The following is an 18,754-nucleotide window of genomic DNA, read 5'->3' on the forward strand; positions in this document are numbered from 1 at the left end:
ATATCGGCAGTTATTCAGACCTTCCCTAAATCACTTCTTAAGGCGTCAGTGACAATAAGGTGGTAACTATCGACAATTGCATCGACTAGTGGGCGACGCTCGGAATCAACCGGGAGTTCAAGGCGAGTGAGTTCCGCAATACGCTGGTCAGATTTCTCCAAACTCTCCAATGCTTCTCCCAGCGCCCGCTCAGCGTAATTTTCGTTGCCATTGCGGTAGTGCTGTGACATGCGCTCTAGCCTGACCCGCACTTCCATTAGATTGGTTTCTGCACGGTTAGCAGCACTCGCTTGTTGAGCACTGATTTCATTAATTTCTGCCAGCAGCTGTGCACCTTCGCGTTCTGCCATGACACCCATGCTACCCAAAATGATAAGCATGGCTAAAAGCACAATCAGTGCGCCAGCAATCACTCTCTTAACTGATATGTTTTGCATTGATACTTCTCCTAATACTCCCCGCACCTGAATTGGTGCATGAGGAGTTTTAAAAGGTATCAATTTTCCGTTAAAATAATAATTTGATTAAGTTGGTGTTAGTTTTCTATATTGTTAAATGCTAAATCATAATAAATCCGTATAATTAAATGTTTTTTTAAACTTGTTTGAGAGTTGTTTGGAAAATAATTGTTTGATAAAGAGTTGCTTAGTAAATAGTCGTCTGGTAAAGAACCCTTTGGTAAATGGATGATTGTTAAAGCGTCTTATGCATCACATGCGTATCGACAAAACCGAAGCGCGCATGGCGGTAGGCGTTAGGAACGGTACCCACAATACTAAACCCAAGCTTCTGCCATAACGCGACAGCCACCTCATTGGTGGCCACCACGGCGTTGTACTGCATGGCCAGAAACCCTAGTTCCCGGGCCTGTTGCTGGGAGTGCTCACACATGGCTCGCGCTACGCCTTTGCCCCGTGCGGCGGGGGTCACCATATAACCACAGTTACATATATGATCGCCGGGGCCAGCCGCGTTGGTTTTTAAGTAGTAAGCGCCCAGCACTTGTCCGTTTTCATCTTTGGCAACCACACTGGCGTTAGGCGTTTTACACCATAACTGACGGGCAGCTTCAAAACTGATATCGGGATCAAGCGCATAGGTCTCTTGCGCTGCAACAATGGCTTGGAAGGTGGGCCAGAAAGCAGCAAAATCGTCATCCGTTATTGGAGAGAAAGCGAGTGTGGTCATAACTATCCTGTGCAGCTAAGCGCTTATCGGGCGACCTCAGCCACAATCTCGTAGCTGCGTAGACGGTCGGCGTGGTTGTAAAAATCGCTATTAATCATTAGTTCATCGGCACCAGTGCGTGTTTGGAATTCCTCAAGCTCGGCTTTAACCGTCTCGGGCCCACCAATAATCGCCGCGCCTAAAAATTGGCTGACTTGGGCCTGTTCCATCGGCGACCAATCCAACTGCTCAACCGGCGGTTGTGACTGAGTCGGCTTGCCGCGAATAAGGTTTAAAAACTTCTGCTGTGCTGTTGTGGCCAAGTAGTGAGCCAACGCGTCACTCTCTGCGGCCATCACGGGAAGGCCGACCATCGCATGGGGCTTATCCAGGTGCTCCGAAGGGCGGAAGTTATCACGGTACAAACGCAGCGCTTCAAATAAATAGCCCGGCGCGAACTGAGCCGCAAACGCGAAGGGTAAGCCCAGTTTGGCTGCCAACTGCGCGCTGTAACCGCTGGAACCCAGCAACCAAATAGGCACATGGGTACCTTGGCCAGGCACCGCTTTCACTCGCTGCTGGGGCTCTGCATCGGCTAAGTAGCTGCGCAGCTCATTCAGCAGTTGTGGAAAATCATCGACCCCGGCGTGGGCGTTGCGGCGCATAGCCTGCATGGTGGCACCATCCGAGCCAGGCGCACGGCCTAATCCCAGATCAATACGGCCAGGGTAGAGCGTTTCCAGTGTGCCGAACTGCTCGGCAATCACCAGCGGTGGATGGTTAGGCAGCATAATGCCGCCGCTACCCACGCGGATGGTGGACGTTTGCCCGGCTATATGACCAATCAACACGGCGGTTGCGGCACTGGCGATACCGGCAATATTGTGGTGCTCGGCAAGCCAGTAACGGGTATAGCCTAGCCGCTCGGTTAATTGCGCCAGGGCAACACTATCGCGAAAGGTCTCTGCGGCACTGCCGCCCTGGCGAATGGGTGCCAGATCAAGAACGGAAAGTGCCGTGGAAGCGAGTTGGCTCATGGATCACCTGCAAATTAATTCGTGGGCGCGTCGGGTGAAAAATTACTTAGCGCGCTTGGTAATTACACGTTATGCGGCCATTGCAGATGAATTGCAAGGTGTCGACTATCCAGGTGGCGGATATACAGGTTCGTTGGCTCCTCACTCCTCACTTAAAGGTGGAGTGGGGCGAATAAGAATTTCATTCACATCTACATGGGCAGGTTGCGCTAGTGCGTAAATTACCGCATTGGCGATATCGCGATCTTCTAAGGCATGAGTTGGCGGCTCATCAAAAAAGGGGGTGTCGACCATTCCAGGTTCAATTAGCGTCACACGCATGCCGGTGCCACGTAACTCTTCACGTAAGTTGTAGCCAATTCCGGTGACCGCCCACTTGGTCGCGCTATACATCGAGCCTGGAATAGTCGTGCGGCCTGCGGCTGAGCCGGTGAGCAATACATGGCCTTTGCTGCGTTTAAGGGCGGGCAAACAGGCTTGAATAGTGAGGCCCACTCCATAGATATTGGTGAGAATCATCTCACGCCATGCGTCGTGGTCGGCTTCACTAAAGCCGCCGGGTGAACCGCCACGGCCAGCGTTGGCAAAGACGCCATCCAGGCGGCCAAAGGTTTCCAGCGCCTGCTCAACCATTGCCTGCTGCTGTTTCATGTTAGTCACGTCCAGCTCACAGGTCAGTACGTTTTCCGGCCCCAGCTCTTGCGCCAGTGCGGTGAGCTTGTCGCTAGAACGTGCAGCGAGTACTAACTTATAGCCTTCACGTGCAGCTGCGCGAGCGGTGGCCGCACCGATGCCGCTAGATGCGCCGGTAATTAATAGCACGCGGTGTTGCATGGGGTGCGCTCCTTGCTTGGTCAGTCAAGTGAGCTTTTAGCATGGCTAAGGTGACAGCATCCTGCAAATATAGGCTTAAGCAGCTTGGTATTGTGCTGCTAACTGACTGCTAACGAGGAGCCCATCTACTTTATGTTTTAGCATCGTTGCGTTTTAGCATCGCTGAGAGATCCAGTATCGCTTGAGCCATATCTGCCATGCTTTTGCTTTGATCCATTGAGGTTTTCCGCAGAAAGCGGTAGGCCTCCTCTTCGTTCATCTCCTGGTGGGCCATGATGAGACCTTTGGCGCGTTCAATCAGTTTGCGTTCTCGTAGCGCTTTGCGGGTATTTTCAAGCTCATCGCTGAGCCCTTGTAAGCGGCTGGCCTGGGCTTGGGTGAGCTCGATCAGCGAGCGGCCCAGGGGGGAGGTGAGAGCGTTGGTGGTCAGGTCACCTAATGGTTGCGCTCCATTCAGCGCCAACAGCTGCTCGCAGGGGGCGGGTGTAGGGTGGCAGGGCTGTGCCTTGGCTTTTTCTAAAGCCTCCTCAGCCTGGCCGATTTTGCGGTGGCAGAGCATGCTCAGTTGTTCAATCAGCGCATCTTCAACCGTTTTCATTGAGTCGATGCGCAGCGTGGTGAGTTCATACCAGGTTTCACCCAGCTTATCGGGTGTCTCTTTGGGTGGTGATTGTTTTGCCGACGAGCGCTGGCAGGCGATATCGCGCAGATGGCAAATACCCGACAGCGTTCGCGGTGAAAGCTCCTTCTGCCATGCCTGCTGCGCTTCGGGTGTCGCAAACTCTACAAAGGTGTCGAAGCAGCGCTGTTGATCCGACATTAGTTGGTTTAGCAGGGCACGGTGAGGCTCGTCGAAGTGGCCATGGGTAAAGCCAAAGGCGCCGCAGGCGCGCTCCTGGCCCGCCAGCTCTTTGCCTTGCATTAAGTGGAAAATCGCTACTAGCGTGCGGGTAATATCGGGATCGATAGAGGTATCTGCAGCCTCAAACACAATGGCTAGTAGGCCACTGGTCAACTGGTTAAACGCCTGGGTCGCTGCATCGGGGGTGATAGCAAAGGTATCAATGGCCTGGCGAAGCGCGCCAAGTTCGTCAAGCGCGTACCAGACGGCGGCAATCCGGCGCAGTAAGCGCGCGGCGGCCTGGGGGCGGGCCTCCTCACTGAGCGCTTCCAGCCGTTGGCGCATTAGTGTTTCGGCCTGCTGACTGTGTTGCCGGTAGGTGTCGCGGCGGGTTTTGAAGCGCTGCCCCTGGGAAACAAGGTAAATCGTCGATGCGCCCCGTTCACGCTGGAGCATATGAATGAAGCGGCTGATGTCGCCGACAATATCGGCGGTGGTGGCAAGGTGGGTAAGGTTGTCGATATCGCAACGGATGGCGGTTAAGAGCAGTTGCTGCGCTGAAGACATAGAAATTTCCTTGGTGACTCGCCGCCTAAATGTGAACACTCCCATACCGTTATTCTCCCATACCATGCCGAAGCGTATGGGAGTGAACAGGAACGTTATGGAAGTATGAGTGTACTGGAAAGCGCTTAGCGTAACGACAGAGCGCCCGCGCCTACATCATCACCTACTGCGTCGCTATACGCTTTGGCCTCTTCTGCTTCGGTAGCATCGCTAAAGCGTACCACCAACACACATGAAGCCAGGATCAGTACAGTGAGGCCTAAATAGAACAGGCCTTGCTGATAGGTCAGGCTTTCGCTGCGGAACAGAAAGGCAGCGCCTACCGCGCCCACGTTACCGCCAGCGCCGACTATGCCCGCCACGGCACCCAGCGCCTTTTTGTTGATAAACGGCACCACGCCAAAAGTAGCGCCTTCCGCCATCTGCACAAACAGGCTGAACACCAGCATGATACCTATCGCTAGGCTTAATACGTGCATCTGCGAAAACGCTACCAACGCAATACCTTCGCAAACCAAGGCAATAAACAGCCAGCGAACACGTCCTTTCAAGCCCCCTTGCTTAGCGAAAAGATCCGAGAAGACGCCGCCTAAAGTACGCGCAAAAATATTCATTAAACCAAACAGACCGGCAATCAGACCCGCGGTGGCCAGGGTAAGCTCAAACTTATCAAAGAAGTAGATGGCGGCAATATTGTTGATCGTCAGTTCCACGCCAAAGCAGAGGCCATAGACAACGAACAGCGCCCAAACACGAATATCCTTGGCGGCGGCTAGAAAGCTTTGCGCGGCACCATTTTCACCTGAAGCTTCAGGCAATTCGCCGCGTGCGCGCAGGTCGCTGAAGTTGCCGTTGGGGGCATCCTGGGTAAAGAACCAGTAGCCAATGCCGGTAAAGAACATCACTACACCAGGCACCATCATCGCTAAACGCCAGCCAAAGGCTTCGTTAACGCCCAGCATCAGCATGCCCGAGAAGATTAGTGGCATCAGTATCTGCGTGGTGCCACCACCCAGGTTTCCCCAACCTGCGCTAGTAGCGTTGGCAGTGCCGACCACATTGGGGGCGAACATCATCGAGGTGTGGTACTGGGTAATCACGAAGGAGGCGCCAATGGCCCCAATGGCTAAGCGCGCCAATAGAAAGGTTTCAAAGCTATCGGCCAAGCCAATGCCCATCACCGGAATAGCGCCTAATATCAGTAACCCGGTATAGGTTTTACGCGGGCCGATGCGGTCACACAGTACGCCAATTGCAAGGCGCACAATGACCGTAATCGCTACCGAAGCGATAATCGTATTGCCGATTTGTGTTTGAGTCAGTGAAAGGTCTTCTCGAACAATCGCCATAAGAGGGGCGATGCCGAACCAGCCGAAGAAACAGATATGAAACGCGAACCATGAAAAGTGGAAAGCGCGCATCTGAGGAGTCGAGAAGTTAAGCAGCCGAATGCGGTTGGCTTTGTTGCGTATGTCCATGGGATGGCCTCACGGGGCATAAAACGAGTTAGTCGCTACGCAACGCAAACAAGTTAGCGCGTTACGCAAACAATTGACGAGAACATGCCTTCACCGTTGAAGGTCAGGTTCGACGCACTCGTACCCGACTGGGCCTGGTCCACGCCTACCACCACTGGTAGGAGTTATGCAGGTAGTTTGCCAGTTGAATATTTATTGCTAAAAATCAATATCTTAATTTATTTTTGTTGTGCGTGTTAGAGATGAGTGATCAAGTCTATGCTGCATGATTGGGCATGCAACGCCGATTTTGCGGCATCTTGGTGCTAGAAGGGTGCAATGGGCGGACTGAACGTGCAGCCATTATTCATGTAAATAGACGGCATCAATATCCAGTGTGGAGTGGCTACCAATCGCTTCAAAGTGTTCGCTTAACCAACGTTCAGCGGCAGCTTGTCCCTGCTCGAAAAGATGGCATAGAAAAGGCCACTCAGAATTGGATTTGCTGGAGACGGAGAGGCCCTCAAGTGCCTGCTCGCCGCTAATGCGGTGGAACAACGCCTGCTGGTAGCAGTTTTCAATGCCTTGCTCATCGAGGGTATGCTTAAGCAGCGCAATCATACGGATCTCTTTAATCAGTGCTGAGTTAAAGGTGATCTCGTTGAGGCGATTCATAATGGCCGATGCCGAGGTGGGGACTTCGTTACGGCTGATTGGGTTGATTTGTATCAGCAGAATATCCCGTGCGCTGCACTCCTCCATGAGAGGAAACAGGGCGGGGTTACCCATGTAGCCACCATCCCAATACGCTTCGCCGTCGATCTCCACTGCTTGGAATATAAAGGGCAAGCAAGCGGAGGCCATCACCGCGTCAACGCTCATCTCTTCACGGCGGAACACCCGCTGTTTACCCGTGCGTACGTTAGTGGCCGCGACAAACAGCTTAAGCTGTTGGCATTGCCTAACCCGCTCGAAATCAATATGTTCGGCCACGATATCGCGCAGCGGATTTATATTGAGTGGGTTGAGTTGGTAGGGGGAGGCCACACGGCTTAATAGGTCCATCGCAATAAAACCGGGCGAGTGATCCAGGCTCCAGTTGCCGGTCAATATGTCCAAGGGAGAGCGGCGGATGGGGCTGGCCATACCCGCGCGACTCACCGCTTGCCAAAAGTCGTGCAGTGCTTGCCGAGCGGTCTCTTTATCGCCTCTTGTGAGCGCATCGGCCATTACCACGCCATTCATTGCCCCGGCGCTGGTGCCGCTGATGCCCTCAATCTCAATGCGGTCATCTGCCAGTAGGCGATCAATGACACCCCAGGTATAAGCCCCGTGGGCGCCACCGCCTTGTAACGCGAGATCTAGCTTTTTGACCTGTGCCATATGCTTTTTCCCATTGCTGCTGGTGAGGAAAGTGGTTTTATTGCAACCAGCATGGCATAGGCGGCTAGATAAGACGAAAGGCTATTTAGCGTACAACGGCTATTTAAGGTGCGCCCGCAAGCGGTGAGTGATGATTGGTTGAATAGGGCGCCTCATACATGGCGTGCTCCATGAGGTTGTCCAACTGCAGGGCGAGCTGCTGGCTGGCTTCTTCCATGACTCCCAAGGCGGCCAGTTGACCATTGCGGTCGCCCAGGCGGGCAAACTTAAGTGCTTCCGCGCCACTGTCATGCATACGGCGATGGGGTGCCGCCAGCGCTCGATAGGCCTCAGTGCGGGCGTAACGTTGGTGACCTTCTCCATGTTGATGCCAGCGCCCTAAACGGCATTGGTGATGGTCTTCTAGGGGAGTGTCTGTGTTGGCAGAGAGGAGCTGCTTATAAAGCCGACACTTCCACACCGCATGATCAAGCTTCGCGGAGTGTAAAAACGCAGCGGTGGCATTGTGATGAATCACCTTGTGCATATGCTGAGCTTGGTCAGCAAGCTGATGCACTGCCTGCTTAGCTGCTTGCGCGGAATGGGTAATCTCCTCGTCGGCCAGACGTTTTTTCACTACGGCCTGCGAGTGTTCTCTTACCTGGCTATTAATTTGCTCCATCAGTAGGCTGAGCTGATGGCTCAAGCTGTGCATAGTCAACGCTAAGCGGTGGACATCGTCTGCAATGGCTGCCAATCCTGGAGATTGCTGGCTAGCGGCATCGGTGCTGCCAAGCAGACCTTGGCTATGGGCCGTTTCGAGGGCCGTACTTACCGCTAACGCCTGGGCGTGGCCTGCACTACGGGCGAGAGCGACCTGTAGCTGGCTTAAGGCGTGCAGAGTTTTAGCTAACACTAATGGGGGTAACGCTTCGGTACGTTCAGTGTCGTGGCAGCGTTGGTCAAGGCTACTGACCGCCTGTTCAGCGGTGGCAATTAAATTAACCGTTTCCGTTAGGGTGGCCCGCTCGCCGGCAAGCTGATCCGCGTACTCCTGTATGCCACTATTGAGAGAAGCCAGCATATCCGCGCCTCTTGCCTGCAGCATGCCGATGGATTGTGCCGGTTTCATCAGGCTCAATAATCGACAACTGGGGGAGGGGGTAGCAGCGTCAAGCTGAGTGCGTAACTCGGCAACTTCCTGTTCCAGGCGGCGAATTTTTTGGTACGGGTGCATAAAGGTGAACATGGCAGAGACACCTACGGCAGATAGCAATATTTTGTGTTAATTTGTCACAAAGTATTGCAGAGGGTTCCCTTGTGCGCCTGATTTAGCGGCCGAAAATGATAAAATTCAGCTACTGATTGCCTGTAAGACTGAGGTTGTTAACGTTCCCCTCATTAAGAGTCTGGGTAACATTAGCGCCGGGCTAGCTGTGCGGCGGTGGCCGTGCAGCCTAAAAACGCGGAGGTGGCCAGCCACTCGGCATCGGGATAATAAGCGAACACATACTGATCCTCTTTTAGACTGTCGATCAGCGGGTAAGTGACGTCTTCGCGTACCGCTGGGCAGCCATGGCTGCGCCCGAGCCGCCCCGTTTGGTTGATAAAGGCGTCGCTTACATAGTCCGCGCCGTGGATCACAATAGCGCGCTCAAACGCCAAGTCATTGACGTTGGGTTCCAGACCCTCCAGGCGCAGTGAATAGCCGTTGCGCCCATAGTAGCTGTTCATAGTGCGAAATAGGCCAATGCTGGATTGATGGCTATCGGGGGTATTGGAAAACGTCTCTGCTTGGGCGTCGCCAGACCCCTGGCCGTGGGAGACCAGCTCTTCGAAGAGTAGCTTATGCTGGAGCAAATCAAATACCCACAAGCGCGGCTCGGTAGATGGCAGCGAGTAATCGATCACTGCCAAGCGCTCGGCATTAGGCTCGGCGCAGTTAAGCGCTTGGGCGGCTAAACGCAGCGCATCGGGCGAGGCCTGGGGGGCGAGCTGCAGCAACTGATGGTGTAAAGGCAGTATGCCGCGAGGTGGCGTTGAATCAACTTGGGCGAAGAAACTGGCAGCGTGGAGCGGTAATGTAAATAATGTAAAAGGGAGAGAAAATAATAACGTGGCAACATTTAAACGAAGAGCCATAAAAGTCGATCCTACGAGCAATATAAGTCATTATAAAGATTAGCCGACTAATATAAAAAACAGGGTCGGCGATGTGGAAGACTATAATAACGCAAGGAGAGGGCGATGAACGAGATACAGCCACTAAGACAATGGGCGATAGGGGTCGCTCTTTGTCTCACGCTTACCCACAGCCCTTTAGGCATTAGCTATGCGAATGCGGATTCAGCGCCGTTACAACAGGCGTTAGCCCAGCAATTAAGCGCGGTTGAGGCGCAGCGGCTACCCGTTACTGAGTTTTATCAACTGCGTGATGGGCAGCCCGCCTGGCAGGCAGCCGTGGCGGTTGAGTCACTGGTGGCTGCGTTGAATAGCTTGGAAACCGATGGTCTAACACCCGAGGATTACCACGCTGATACACTGATTGATGAGTTCCAGCGCAGTCAGGCAAGCAGTCAAGCCGCTCAGGCGTCGTTTGATATTAAAGCAACTCGAGCGTTGCTGCTGGCGCTGGATCATTTAGAGCGCGGTAAGGTGAACCCGCGCGATGTCGAACCCCAGTGGGATGCGCCGCGCCCTGAACGTCGCTACTCACTGCTGCGTGTGGTGCATGCCGTCGATGACCGCTCGCTTGATAACGCGATCGCGCTGGCTCGGCCCTCGTCTGCTGAATATCAGCAACTGCGCGATGCCTTGAAGCAGCATTATCAGCTGGCTAACCTGGGCAGCGTGCCCTACTTGGCTGCGCGGGAAGAGTCGTTGCGGCCAGGCGATGAAGCCGACGATGTGAGTGTGCTGCGCCAGCGCCTGGCACTATGGGGAGAGGCTGAGTTACAGGTGGCGGATAGCAGCGCCTATCCATTAATCGGTGTACAAGCCGGGTCGAATCGGCGTGCCTTTGATGCACCGCTGGAAGCCGCGGTGAGGCGTTTCCAGCGCCGTCATTTGCTGCAGGAAGATGGTGTAGTGGGCGAACAAACTCGCTTGGCGTTGAACACCTCAGTGGCGTCGAGAATCGACCAGCTGCGGGTCAATTTAGAGCGCGCGCGGTGGATCCGTCCGATGCAATCTGCTGAGCCACGAGTATGGGTTGATATTGCAGGCTACCGGATGCACTACGTGCGCCCTAACGGCCAGCACTGGGACGCCCGTGTGGTGGTAGGAACCCCGCGGCGCGAGACGCCGATTATCCACTCTACGATCAGCCATTTAACCATTAATCCTTCCTGGACAATCCCGCCGACGATCATGCGCGAGGATGTGTTGCCCCAGGTGCGTGCCGATATCGACTACTTGGCGCGTAAAAACATCCAGGTGATTAGCCCCATGGGCGAACCGCTTGCTGCGGAGGAGATCGACTGGCAGCGTCCTGGCGGCGTTATGTTGCGTCAGGTAGCGGGTACAGGTAACCCGCTAGGTCACGTCGTGGTACGGTTTCCCAACGATGAAATGATCTATTTGCACGATACCCCCGCGCGTGGATTGTTCCGGCGTGATCAGCGTGCACTTAGTTCAGGCTGTATTCGGGTTGAAGGTGTGACTGAGCTGGCGCAAATGCTGCTGCAAGACACCGGCAGTCGTTATCAAATGAGTACGCTGTTAAAAGGAGGGAGTGATCGCAATGTGAGCTTATCTCAGCGTATTCCCATTGCGCTGCATTATTTGACCGCGTGGCCAAATGCCGAAGGCGAGGTGGAGTTTAGACCTGATATCTACCGCCGGGATGCAACGCTACTGGCCGCGCTGCAGCGGTCAGTCTAGACAGTTGAAAATACGTAAGCCAACGCAAAACACCGCCCAGTGGCGGTGTTTTGCGTTTGAGTACACGGTAGCTATATAGCGGTCGCTAGTCGTCGCTCTCCTGCCGATAATTAGCCACGCTAACCGGGCCTGTTTCGCCGCTTTCCAGCGCCGCCAATATGGGTGCTGCCTGATTCTGGAACGCAATAAGCGTATCGCCGCTCAAGCTGGTGTTTTCGGGTAGGGGAACCGTCATCGCATTGACCGGTGAGTTGTTGACGATGACTTCGTAGTGCAGGTGAGGGCCGGTGCTGCGGCCTGTATTGCCTGATAGCGCGATACGCTCGCCCATTGTTACACGTTCACCTTGCTTCACCAGCGGCCGGGAGAGGTGCAGGTAGCGCGTCCGGTAGCCATTGTCATGACGGATGACGACATAGCGTCCTGCGGCGCGATGGTTGCTCACTCGTTCCACAACACCGTTAGCGGGAGCCGTTACCGGCGTGCCAATCGGCATAGCAAAATCGGTACCGTTATGCGGGCTAGTGCGGCCGGTTACTGGATGCTTACGGCGCGGATTGAAGCTGGAGCTTAAACGGTAGTTGCCTTCAAACGGGTGGCGCGCAAAGGCAGGATCCAGGCTACCACCCTCAGGTGTATAGAAGTTATCGTCGCTGGCATTACGCACAACGGTTAAGTCCATGCGTTCGCCGTTGTAATGAACAGCCAATACACGGGAATCTAAAGTTTCACCATCGATCATGTCTGACTCGACCAGTACCTGGAAACGATCGCCGCGGCGGCTGTCACGCCGAAAATCGAGTTTCTTTTCGAGTAGTTTCGTCAGTTCTGTTACCGAGCCGCTGTTCAAACCTGTCGCCTGGGCGGAGCGCGCAAAGCTACCGCTGACGCTACCGGCATAGAGGCGCTGAACAGGTTCTCCTTGGCGTTCAATCGTGGTGATGGCGAAGTGGTCTGCGTCCTTCTCCAGCAGTATGCCGTCACGGGTGTTTTTCATCATGCGTAGCGACAATAAGCGCCCATCTTCATCCAGCTGATAATCAAAGCTGTGCCCGGCGCGCCAATTGGTTAGCATGCGCGGGTCAGGTAAATCCTCCAGCAGAGCCATCACTTCGCTATAGCCTAGGCCTAATTCGTTTTGTGCCAGTACGGCAAAAGTTTCGCCGGATTCAACAATGTGGGTTTCCCACTCAGGTACAAAGGGCTCTTCAGCTGCCAGCTCTAAATCCAGAAAGGAGATATCATCGAATAGCTCAACGCCATAATCCTCATAAGAGGTAGCGTCGGCAATTTCGACGGAAGAGCTGTTGTCTACATTATTATCCAGCATGCCGCTAGCCAATGTGCCTAGCACAATTGCCATATGCAGCGCACCGTCATCGAGACCACCGCTTTCCAGTGCTGCGGTATTCGGTACCGTGACGTCGCCGCCCAAAGCCGGCTGGTTCGCCATGTCGGCCTCTGCGCTGGCAATGACGTCAAGATCAACGATCTCGGTTGCGGTGAGTTCACTGAGGGGGATATTTTCGCGGGTCGCGTCGAGGGCGCGCGAGGCGCGATCGATCGCATCTGCTACCGGGGTGCGTTCTTGATGCAGGGAAGGGACGCCCGGAGTAGAGTCGCTTGGGAGCGGTACTAGCACGCTTTCAAGCGGTGTGTTTAGTTGAGTTAAATCTTGGTATGTCGTCAATAATTTTTGTGTGCCCAGCACGGTGACCATTGTGGCCACGGGTAACAGTAATAATTTGTGCGTACGGGGCAGCGAATGGAGGATTCGCAACATGGGTAAATGGACCGCCGAGTTCGTGATTAAAAGTAACTATTAAGCGAATAAACCCGGAAACCATACCCCATGAAGGCAGGGGTGCATAGACTGTATATCTATACATAAAGCGTAATTAAATACAAAAATAGCACTAACAGACAGAGATTACTATTTATAAACAGCGTTTGCTAACAAATGTAACCAGTGAAGCGTGCTAACTAAATAATCTGTGTTAACTATAGACGAAAACTACGCTTTTAAAAGCTAAAGTATAATCTGTGTCAAATATTTTCCCGCTGGATAGAAATAACGTGCTCTTTTACCTGCGACCAGCAGTTAATCTCAAGCATTTTGTAAGCATGGGCGGAAGTGTTAGCTGTTTCCTGGCATTCTAGCCATGTTTTTTCGAACATTAAGCGCATTGTTTCGCTGTATTGCGTTGAGGAAATCGAAATGTCCCGGGTAACACTTTCACAATGGCAAATGTTGGCCGCCGTGGTTGACCACGGTGGATTTGCGCGTGCGGCAGAGGCGGTACATAAAAGCCCCTCCACGCTGAACCATGCCGTTCATAAATTAGAAGAGCAGCTAGGCGTGCAGGTGCTGGAGCCTATTGGCCGACAAGTACGGTTAACCGAAGCGGGCGAGCTGCTGCTTCGGCGCGCGCGTCAATTAATAGAGAGCGCAGCGTCACTTGAAGATGTCGCCACCCGGCTAGCCGCTGGTTTAGAAGCGGAAGTGGTAGTGGCAATCGATCAGGTGTTTCCCGCTGCTGCTCAAGCTAAAGCGCTAGAGCGATTCTCTGAAACGTACCCGCAGGTGCGCGTTCAGTTGCACGAGAGTGTTCTCAATGGCGGCATTGAGATGCTCTATGATGGCCGCGCAGACTTGGTAGTCTCCGGCATTGAGGCACAGGGCTTCTTGGGCGAGCCGTTGGTCACGGTGCGCTTTGTTGCCGTGGCGCATCCCCAGCATGCGCTACATCAATTGGGCCGCTCGTTGGATCTACGCGATCTAGCCCAGTATCGGCAGTTGGTGGTGCGTGATTCAGCGCTGCGCCAATCAACCAATGCTGGCTGGTTGAAAGCCGAGCAGCGTTGGACCGTCAGCCACCTCAATACCTCACTGGATATGCTAAGGCGTGGCTTGGGGTTTGCCTGGATGCCGGAAACACGAATTGCGGAGGAGTTAAACAGCGGGCAATTAAAGCCGCTGCCACTACCCGCGGGCGGTATTCGTGAAGTGCCGATTCAGATGATTTTTCGCGACCGAGACCGGGCAGGGCCAGCGGCTCATGCGATGGCCGCCGCACTGAAACAGGCCGTGGTGAGCGAATGCGCGCTGAATGATTCGACTGACTCGAATGAAAGGCCGTAAAACATCCGCTTGAGCGTTCCTGAAGCGGGCGTATGCTGAAGAAAAGAACGTAATTGTTAGCACCTCTAATGACTTTCAGGAGACGCCCAATGGGATTACTGGTAAATGGCAAGTGGCAAGACCAGTGGTATGACACTAAAAAACACGGCGGCGAATTTGTTCGTGAGTCCGCTCAGCTTCGCGACTGGGTGGGCAGCCATCCGGAGACTGACGGTGACTGCTACCCAGCGGAAAAAGAGCGTTATCATTTATATGTCTCGCTAGCCTGCCCCTGGGCGCATCGCACGCTGATTATGCGTAAGTTGAAAGGGCTAGAGCCGTTGATCGGCACGTCCCATGTTAGCCCCTTGATGCTCGACCAAGGCTGGACGTACCGTCAGGACGAAGGTGCCAGTGGCGACCCCGTTAACGGCGTCGACTACCATCACCAGCTGTATACCATGACCGACCCCCACTATACCGGGCGTGTCACCGTGCCCGTGCTATGGGACAAACAGCGCAGCGCCATCGTTAATAATGAGTCTGCAGACTTGCTACGTATTTTTAACCGTGCGTTCGATGAATTGACCGGCAACGACCTGGATTTTTACCCAGAAGATCTGCGCGGTGTCATTGATGACGTAAACGCCGATGTTTACGACCACATCAATAACGGCGTTTATAAATCAGGCTTTGCCACCGAACAGGCGGTTTATGAGAAGCACGTGAAGGCGTTGTTTGACGGTCTAGAGCGTATGGAAGCACGCTTGGCCGAGCATCGTTACTTGGCGGGGGAGTGGTTAACCGAGGCGGATATTCGTCTCTTTACCACGCTGATCCGGTTTGACGCGGTTTACTATGGCCACTTCAAATGCAATTTTAAGCGCATTGAAGATTATCCCAATCTTTCCAATTACGTGAGGGAAATCTATCAGTGGCCGGGAGTGGCGGAGACCGTCAATATGGATCACATCAAACGCCACTACTATTATAGTCACGACACGATTAACCCAACGCGAATCGTACCTGCTGGGCCACTACTCGACCTTGAACGGTCTCACGACCGGGAGCGTTTACCGGGGCAGGGCGTGCGGCGTAAATAGATGCGTATCGCTAACTAGCAAAAAGGGCCGCCCAGTTGGGCAGCCCTTTTTCTAATGCTGAGATTCTACTGCTAGCGTTTCGTTGCTATTAAAAACGTTGCTATTAAAAACGTTGCTATTAAAAACAATGGGGAAGCGTTAGCCATTATCATCGATATCTAACGCTTCACGGGTACGCTGCCAAGCGCTTTCAGCGCCCTCTTGGGTAGTTTGCCAGGCATCGCGAGCGTTGGCTTTAGTCTGCTCCCACCACTCGTTATTGTAAGCCGGGAAGGCTTCGACTTCTTCCTGGCTGGCTTCGACCATAATGCGATGTTCTGTATCACCATCGGCGTCCGTTTCCGTTTCGGTTTCGAGGGTGAAGTAGTCGGTATCAACAACGATCTCGCGGCCGCCGAGGCCCAGTACTGAACCGCTTTCGATCACAATCGCGGTAATGCGCATCTCTTCATCAAACAGGATGTCATCGACGTCACCAATCTCTTCACCGGAACCGCCGGCAAAATAGACCTCTGCATCAAGAATGTCGTCGGCAGAATACATGCCCTGGGGCTCATTCTGCGCGTGAGCACTCATGGCAACGCTGCCCATAAGGGCGGTACCGATAACGGTTGTGAGGATTGTCTTACGCATAGCATCTCTCCATGTGGCTACGATAGATAATAGATCGGTGTGCTTGTAGGTGTATTGGGGGATAACGTAACTAGAACCACCAACACATAGTGTTGCTAAAAAACCGACCTACCAAAACGGAAATGGTGTAATTAAAGGGGGCTTATAATGCTATTACTGCTTATCAGCCCAGTCATCGGCTTGACGCTCTGCTTCTTCGCGCTCTAGGCCGTACTTCTGCTGAAGCTTGCCTACCAATTGATCCTTTTTACCACCGATCTGATCCAACTCATCGTCGGTGAGCTCGCCCCAGCTTGAGCGTGCCTTACCCTTCATCTCTTTCCATTTGCCTTCAATTTGATCCCAGTTCATTGCATCGCTCCTTGAGAATAGTGAACTTGATTAGGCACTTTTTCAGGTTAGACCATATGTGCATGAGCGCAAGTCCTTGTTTCAATGTGGTGTAAGTTAAAAGTACTGGTCAGACGCCAAATGCAATGGTAGGATGCGCGCTCCTCGCATGTGTTGACCCCTCCATCACGACGGTAAGCGTTTAACTGCATAGTTATTAATGAGTAGATGTTAATAGTTATTTGTAGTGTCGCTTGCGGGAACATCTCGCCAATTGCTAGATGTTCATTGCTGTGTAGATGGCGCGCCTCCAGTATTTCACCAAACGGGTGAAATCGGCGCAGAAGGTCGCCACAACGGTTGGCCCGTTAACGCGGTGCTTGCCAACCGGATGCTAGGTGCGACCGGCGTCTCCGACTCCATTGATGGCTTTAACCGCTACGGCGGTGCCTGTTATCGACAACGACCACACTTTATGCCGTTGTGCGATGACAGAGTCAGAGACGCTTATGATGTTTTTTGCCGGTATTTACCGGCCTACCAAGGTGTGATTAATGACCTCGACTTCTGTCGCCTCGCCGAGCTTCGGCGATCTGGCTCTTTTGCCTGCCGTTCTGTCTGCTGTTGAATCACAGGGCTACCTAGTTCCTTCACCGATTCAGGCACAAACCATCCCTGCGCTGCTTGAAGGCCGCGATATGCTGGGCCAGGCCCAGACGGGTACCGGCAAAACTGCAGCGTTTGCATTACCGTTACTGTCACGTTTAGAACTGACCCGCCGCGAGCCGCAAGTGTTGGTGATGGCGCCAACCCGCGAGCTGGCGCAGCAAGTAGCTGCCTCTTTTAGTAAGTATGGCCAAAACCTGAAAGGTCTCGAAGTTGCGACCCTATGTGGTGGCCAAGAGTACCGTGAACAGCTGGGCGCCCTTAAGCGTGGCGCGCAAGTGGTTGTCGGTACCCCCGGCCGGATTATCGACCACCTGGATCGCGGCAGCCTGAAGCTTGATGGCCTTTCCGCCCTAGTGTTGGACGAAGCTGATGAAATGTTGCGCATGGGCTTTATCGACGACGTAAAACGCGTGGTTGCCGATACCCCGAAAGATGCTCAGCGTGTGTTCTTCTCAGCGACACTGCCCACTGAAATCGAGCGCATCGTTAACCGTTACTTGGTTAACCCAGTGAAAGTCGCGATTGAGTCGGGCACTACGACCGGCGAAAACATCGAACAGCGCATTGTGCGTGTTGACGGTGGCGCTAAGCTTGAAGCTCTTTCGCGTATTCTTGAAGTCGAGCCGGTCGATGGGGCCATCGTCTTTGTACGTACCCGTGCCGCTTGTACCACGCTCGTTGAGCAGTTGACTGCTCGTGGCGTTAACGCTGCTGGCCTGTCCGGTGATCTCGATCAGAGCCTGCGTGAGCGCACTATTACGCGCTTGAAGCGTGGCAAAGTCGACGTACTGATCGCCACCGATGTAGCTGCCCGTGGTCTTGACGTGTCGCGTATCACTCACGTTATCAACTACGATCTGCCTCAAGATGCAGAGGCTTATACGCACCGTATTGGCCGTACCGGTCGTGCGGGCCGTAGCGGTATCGCGATTACCTTTGCTGGCTTCCGTGAAGGCCGCAAAGTGGGCTGGATGGAGCAGGCAACCGGTCAGAAAATGACCGAAATGCCGCTACCTGATGAAGCCGCCATTCGTGCCCATCGCGATGACGTCTTCTATCAGCGTGTTATCGCCTCCTTAACGAAGGGCGCCGAAGAGCAGCGTGCGCTGATTGAGCGTCTGATCGAAGAAGGCCATGACCCGATCGAGCTGACTTGTGCGTTTGCCGCTATGGCGCGTGCTGACGAAGCGCCGATCGGTCGCCTTCAGGCGCCGCGCAAAGAGAAGCCCTCGCGTGATGGAGCGTCTGGCGGTAAGCCGGGAGCACGCCGCGAACGCACTGGTGCACCAACTGAAGGTATGACGCGCTACCGCGTATCGGTTGGTCATAAAGATGGCGTCAAGCCTGGCCAACTAGTTGGTGCCCTCGCCAACGAAGGCGGCATTGAAGGCGCGCGTATCGGTCGTATCGATATTCGCAACGCTTTCTCTGTGGTCGAACTGCCGAGCGGCTTGCCCTCGACGATTCTGACCAAGATGGCCCGTGCCCGTGTGGCCGGTCGTCCGTTGGAAATCAGCGAAGACAGCGCACCGGCAGAGCGTGCACCGCGCCGCCGTCGCGACGAAGGCGATGCGCCGGTTCGTCGTCGCGAACGCGCCTAAGTCTTCACCACTGTAAGGATTAATCAGCTGCCGCCAAGCGGCAACTGAGAAGATCTCGACGCCCTCGTACCGTTACTGGTGCGGGGGCGTTTTTTTGCTACCTTATTCACCATTCACCATTCACCATTCACCATTCACCATTCACCATTC

The 18,754-nt window shown here is 53.9% G+C and carries 16 protein-coding genes; 4 read left to right on the forward strand and 12 right to left on the reverse strand.

What is annotated here, in order from left to right:
• Nucleotides 1–14: 14 nt before the first annotated feature.
• From K7H09_RS19565 to K7H09_RS19605, 9 genes are all read right to left on the reverse strand, one after another.
• Nucleotides 15–437, reverse strand: a complete 423-nt coding sequence (locus K7H09_RS19565; protein ID WP_230805631.1) for a Tar ligand binding domain-containing protein — start codon at nucleotides 435–437, stop codon at nucleotides 15–17.
• Between the two features lie 256 nt (nucleotides 438–693).
• On the reverse strand, nucleotides 694–1,188 hold the full coding sequence (locus K7H09_RS19570) for a GNAT family N-acetyltransferase (RefSeq protein WP_230805633.1): 495 nt from the start codon (nucleotides 1,186–1,188) through the stop codon (nucleotides 694–696).
• 23 nt (nucleotides 1,189–1,211) lie between these two features.
• On the reverse strand, nucleotides 1,212–2,204 hold the full coding sequence (locus tag K7H09_RS19575; protein ID WP_230805635.1) for an LLM class flavin-dependent oxidoreductase: 993 nt from the start codon (nucleotides 2,202–2,204) through the stop codon (nucleotides 1,212–1,214).
• A gap of 141 nt (nucleotides 2,205–2,345) precedes the next feature.
• Nucleotides 2,346–3,038 carry an SDR family oxidoreductase gene (locus K7H09_RS19580; RefSeq protein ID WP_230805637.1) on the reverse strand — a complete coding sequence of 231 codons (693 nt, stop codon included), beginning with the start codon at nucleotides 3,036–3,038 and terminating at the stop codon, nucleotides 2,346–2,348.
• Between the two features lie 130 nt (nucleotides 3,039–3,168).
• Nucleotides 3,169–4,446 (reverse strand): nitrate regulatory protein, encoded by a 1,278-nt coding sequence (locus tag K7H09_RS19585; protein WP_230805639.1) that lies wholly within the window; start codon nucleotides 4,444–4,446, stop codon nucleotides 3,169–3,171.
• A gap of 125 nt (nucleotides 4,447–4,571) precedes the next feature.
• A complete protein-coding gene (locus K7H09_RS19590; RefSeq protein ID WP_230805641.1) occupies nucleotides 4,572–5,924 on the reverse strand; it encodes a NarK family nitrate/nitrite MFS transporter in 1,353 nt (450 codons plus the stop codon).
• Between the two features lie 342 nt (nucleotides 5,925–6,266).
• Nucleotides 6,267–7,286 (reverse strand): patatin-like phospholipase family protein, encoded by a 1,020-nt coding sequence (locus tag K7H09_RS19595; RefSeq protein ID WP_009287178.1) that lies wholly within the window; start codon nucleotides 7,284–7,286, stop codon nucleotides 6,267–6,269.
• 103 nt (nucleotides 7,287–7,389) lie between these two features.
• Nucleotides 7,390–8,514: a CZB domain-containing protein gene (locus tag K7H09_RS19600; protein WP_022520665.1), complete on the reverse strand. Its 1,125-nt coding sequence runs from the start codon at nucleotides 8,512–8,514 to the stop codon at nucleotides 7,390–7,392.
• A gap of 170 nt (nucleotides 8,515–8,684) precedes the next feature.
• Complete coding sequence (locus K7H09_RS19605) at nucleotides 8,685–9,407, reverse strand: murein L,D-transpeptidase catalytic domain family protein (RefSeq protein ID WP_230805643.1); 723 nt, start codon at nucleotides 9,405–9,407, stop codon at nucleotides 8,685–8,687.
• A gap of 105 nt (nucleotides 9,408–9,512) precedes the next feature.
• Between K7H09_RS19605 and K7H09_RS19610 the strand changes: the two genes are divergently transcribed.
• Nucleotides 9,513–11,147, forward strand: a complete 1,635-nt coding sequence (locus K7H09_RS19610; RefSeq protein WP_230805645.1) for a L,D-transpeptidase family protein — start codon at nucleotides 9,513–9,515, stop codon at nucleotides 11,145–11,147.
• An 85-nt stretch (nucleotides 11,148–11,232) separates the two neighbouring features.
• Here K7H09_RS19610 and K7H09_RS19615 read toward each other — a convergent pair whose 3' ends face one another.
• Nucleotides 11,233–12,930, reverse strand: coding sequence for a peptidoglycan DD-metalloendopeptidase family protein (locus tag K7H09_RS19615; RefSeq protein ID WP_022520662.1), 1,698 nt, complete (start codon nucleotides 12,928–12,930; stop codon nucleotides 11,233–11,235).
• Between the two features lie 435 nt (nucleotides 12,931–13,365).
• Between K7H09_RS19615 and K7H09_RS19620 the strand changes: the two genes are divergently transcribed.
• Nucleotides 13,366–14,289 carry a LysR family transcriptional regulator gene (locus K7H09_RS19620; protein ID WP_027959901.1) on the forward strand — a complete coding sequence of 308 codons (924 nt, stop codon included), beginning with the start codon at nucleotides 13,366–13,368 and terminating at the stop codon, nucleotides 14,287–14,289.
• Nucleotides 14,290–14,378: 89 nt separating this feature from the next.
• Nucleotides 14,379–15,371 (forward strand): glutathione S-transferase family protein, encoded by a 993-nt coding sequence (locus K7H09_RS19625; protein ID WP_022520660.1) that lies wholly within the window; start codon nucleotides 14,379–14,381, stop codon nucleotides 15,369–15,371.
• Between the two features lie 138 nt (nucleotides 15,372–15,509).
• Here the strand turns inward: K7H09_RS19625 and K7H09_RS19630 are convergent, their stop codons facing one another.
• Both K7H09_RS19630 and K7H09_RS19635 read right to left on the reverse strand, forming a co-directional pair.
• On the reverse strand, nucleotides 15,510–16,004 hold the full coding sequence (locus tag K7H09_RS19630) for a PRC-barrel domain-containing protein (protein WP_230805647.1): 495 nt from the start codon (nucleotides 16,002–16,004) through the stop codon (nucleotides 15,510–15,512).
• A gap of 153 nt (nucleotides 16,005–16,157) precedes the next feature.
• On the reverse strand, nucleotides 16,158–16,355 hold the full coding sequence (locus K7H09_RS19635; protein WP_027959898.1) for a CsbD family protein: 198 nt from the start codon (nucleotides 16,353–16,355) through the stop codon (nucleotides 16,158–16,160).
• 533 nt (nucleotides 16,356–16,888) lie between these two features.
• Between K7H09_RS19635 and K7H09_RS19640 the strand changes: the two genes are divergently transcribed.
• Entirely contained in the window at nucleotides 16,889–18,604 is a 1,716-nt protein-coding gene (locus K7H09_RS19640) for a DEAD/DEAH box helicase (RefSeq protein WP_009287184.1), read from the forward strand.
• The last annotated feature ends 150 nt before the right edge of the window (nucleotides 18,605–18,754 follow it).

Source organism: Halomonas sp. IOP_14, from assembly GCF_021021315.1.
GTDB lineage: Bacteria > Pseudomonadota > Gammaproteobacteria > Pseudomonadales > Halomonadaceae > Vreelandella > Vreelandella titanicae.

Coding starts and splice junctions, on each gene's coding strand:
- K7H09_RS19565 (WP_230805631.1), bottom strand. CDS start 437: ATGCAAAACATATCAGTTAAGAGAGTGATTGCTGGCGCACTGATTGTG.
- K7H09_RS19570 (WP_230805633.1), bottom strand. CDS start 1,188: ATGACCACACTCGCTTTCTCTCCAATAACGGATGACGATTTTGCTGCT.
- K7H09_RS19575 (WP_230805635.1), bottom strand. CDS start 2,204: ATGAGCCAACTCGCTTCCACGGCACTTTCCGTTCTTGATCTGGCACCC.
- K7H09_RS19580 (WP_230805637.1), bottom strand. CDS start 3,038: ATGCAACACCGCGTGCTATTAATTACCGGCGCATCTAGCGGCATCGGT.
- K7H09_RS19585 (WP_230805639.1), bottom strand. CDS start 4,446: ATGTCTTCAGCGCAGCAACTGCTCTTAACCGCCATCCGTTGCGATATC.
- K7H09_RS19590 (WP_230805641.1), bottom strand. CDS start 5,924: ATGGACATACGCAACAAAGCCAACCGCATTCGGCTGCTTAACTTCTCG.
- K7H09_RS19595 (WP_009287178.1), bottom strand. CDS start 7,286: ATGGCACAGGTCAAAAAGCTAGATCTCGCGTTACAAGGCGGTGGCGCC.
- K7H09_RS19600 (WP_022520665.1), bottom strand. CDS start 8,514: ATGTTCACCTTTATGCACCCGTACCAAAAAATTCGCCGCCTGGAACAG.
- K7H09_RS19605 (WP_230805643.1), bottom strand. CDS start 9,407: ATGGCTCTTCGTTTAAATGTTGCCACGTTATTATTTTCTCTCCCTTTT.
- K7H09_RS19610 (WP_230805645.1), top strand. CDS start 9,513: ATGAACGAGATACAGCCACTAAGACAATGGGCGATAGGGGTCGCTCTT.
- K7H09_RS19615 (WP_022520662.1), bottom strand. CDS start 12,930: ATGTTGCGAATCCTCCATTCGCTGCCCCGTACGCACAAATTATTACTG.
- K7H09_RS19620 (WP_027959901.1), top strand. CDS start 13,366: ATGTCCCGGGTAACACTTTCACAATGGCAAATGTTGGCCGCCGTGGTT.
- K7H09_RS19625 (WP_022520660.1), top strand. CDS start 14,379: ATGGGATTACTGGTAAATGGCAAGTGGCAAGACCAGTGGTATGACACT.
- K7H09_RS19630 (WP_230805647.1), bottom strand. CDS start 16,004: ATGCGTAAGACAATCCTCACAACCGTTATCGGTACCGCCCTTATGGGC.
- K7H09_RS19635 (WP_027959898.1), bottom strand. CDS start 16,355: ATGAACTGGGATCAAATTGAAGGCAAATGGAAAGAGATGAAGGGTAAG.
- K7H09_RS19640 (WP_009287184.1), top strand. CDS start 16,889: ATGACCTCGACTTCTGTCGCCTCGCCGAGCTTCGGCGATCTGGCTCTT.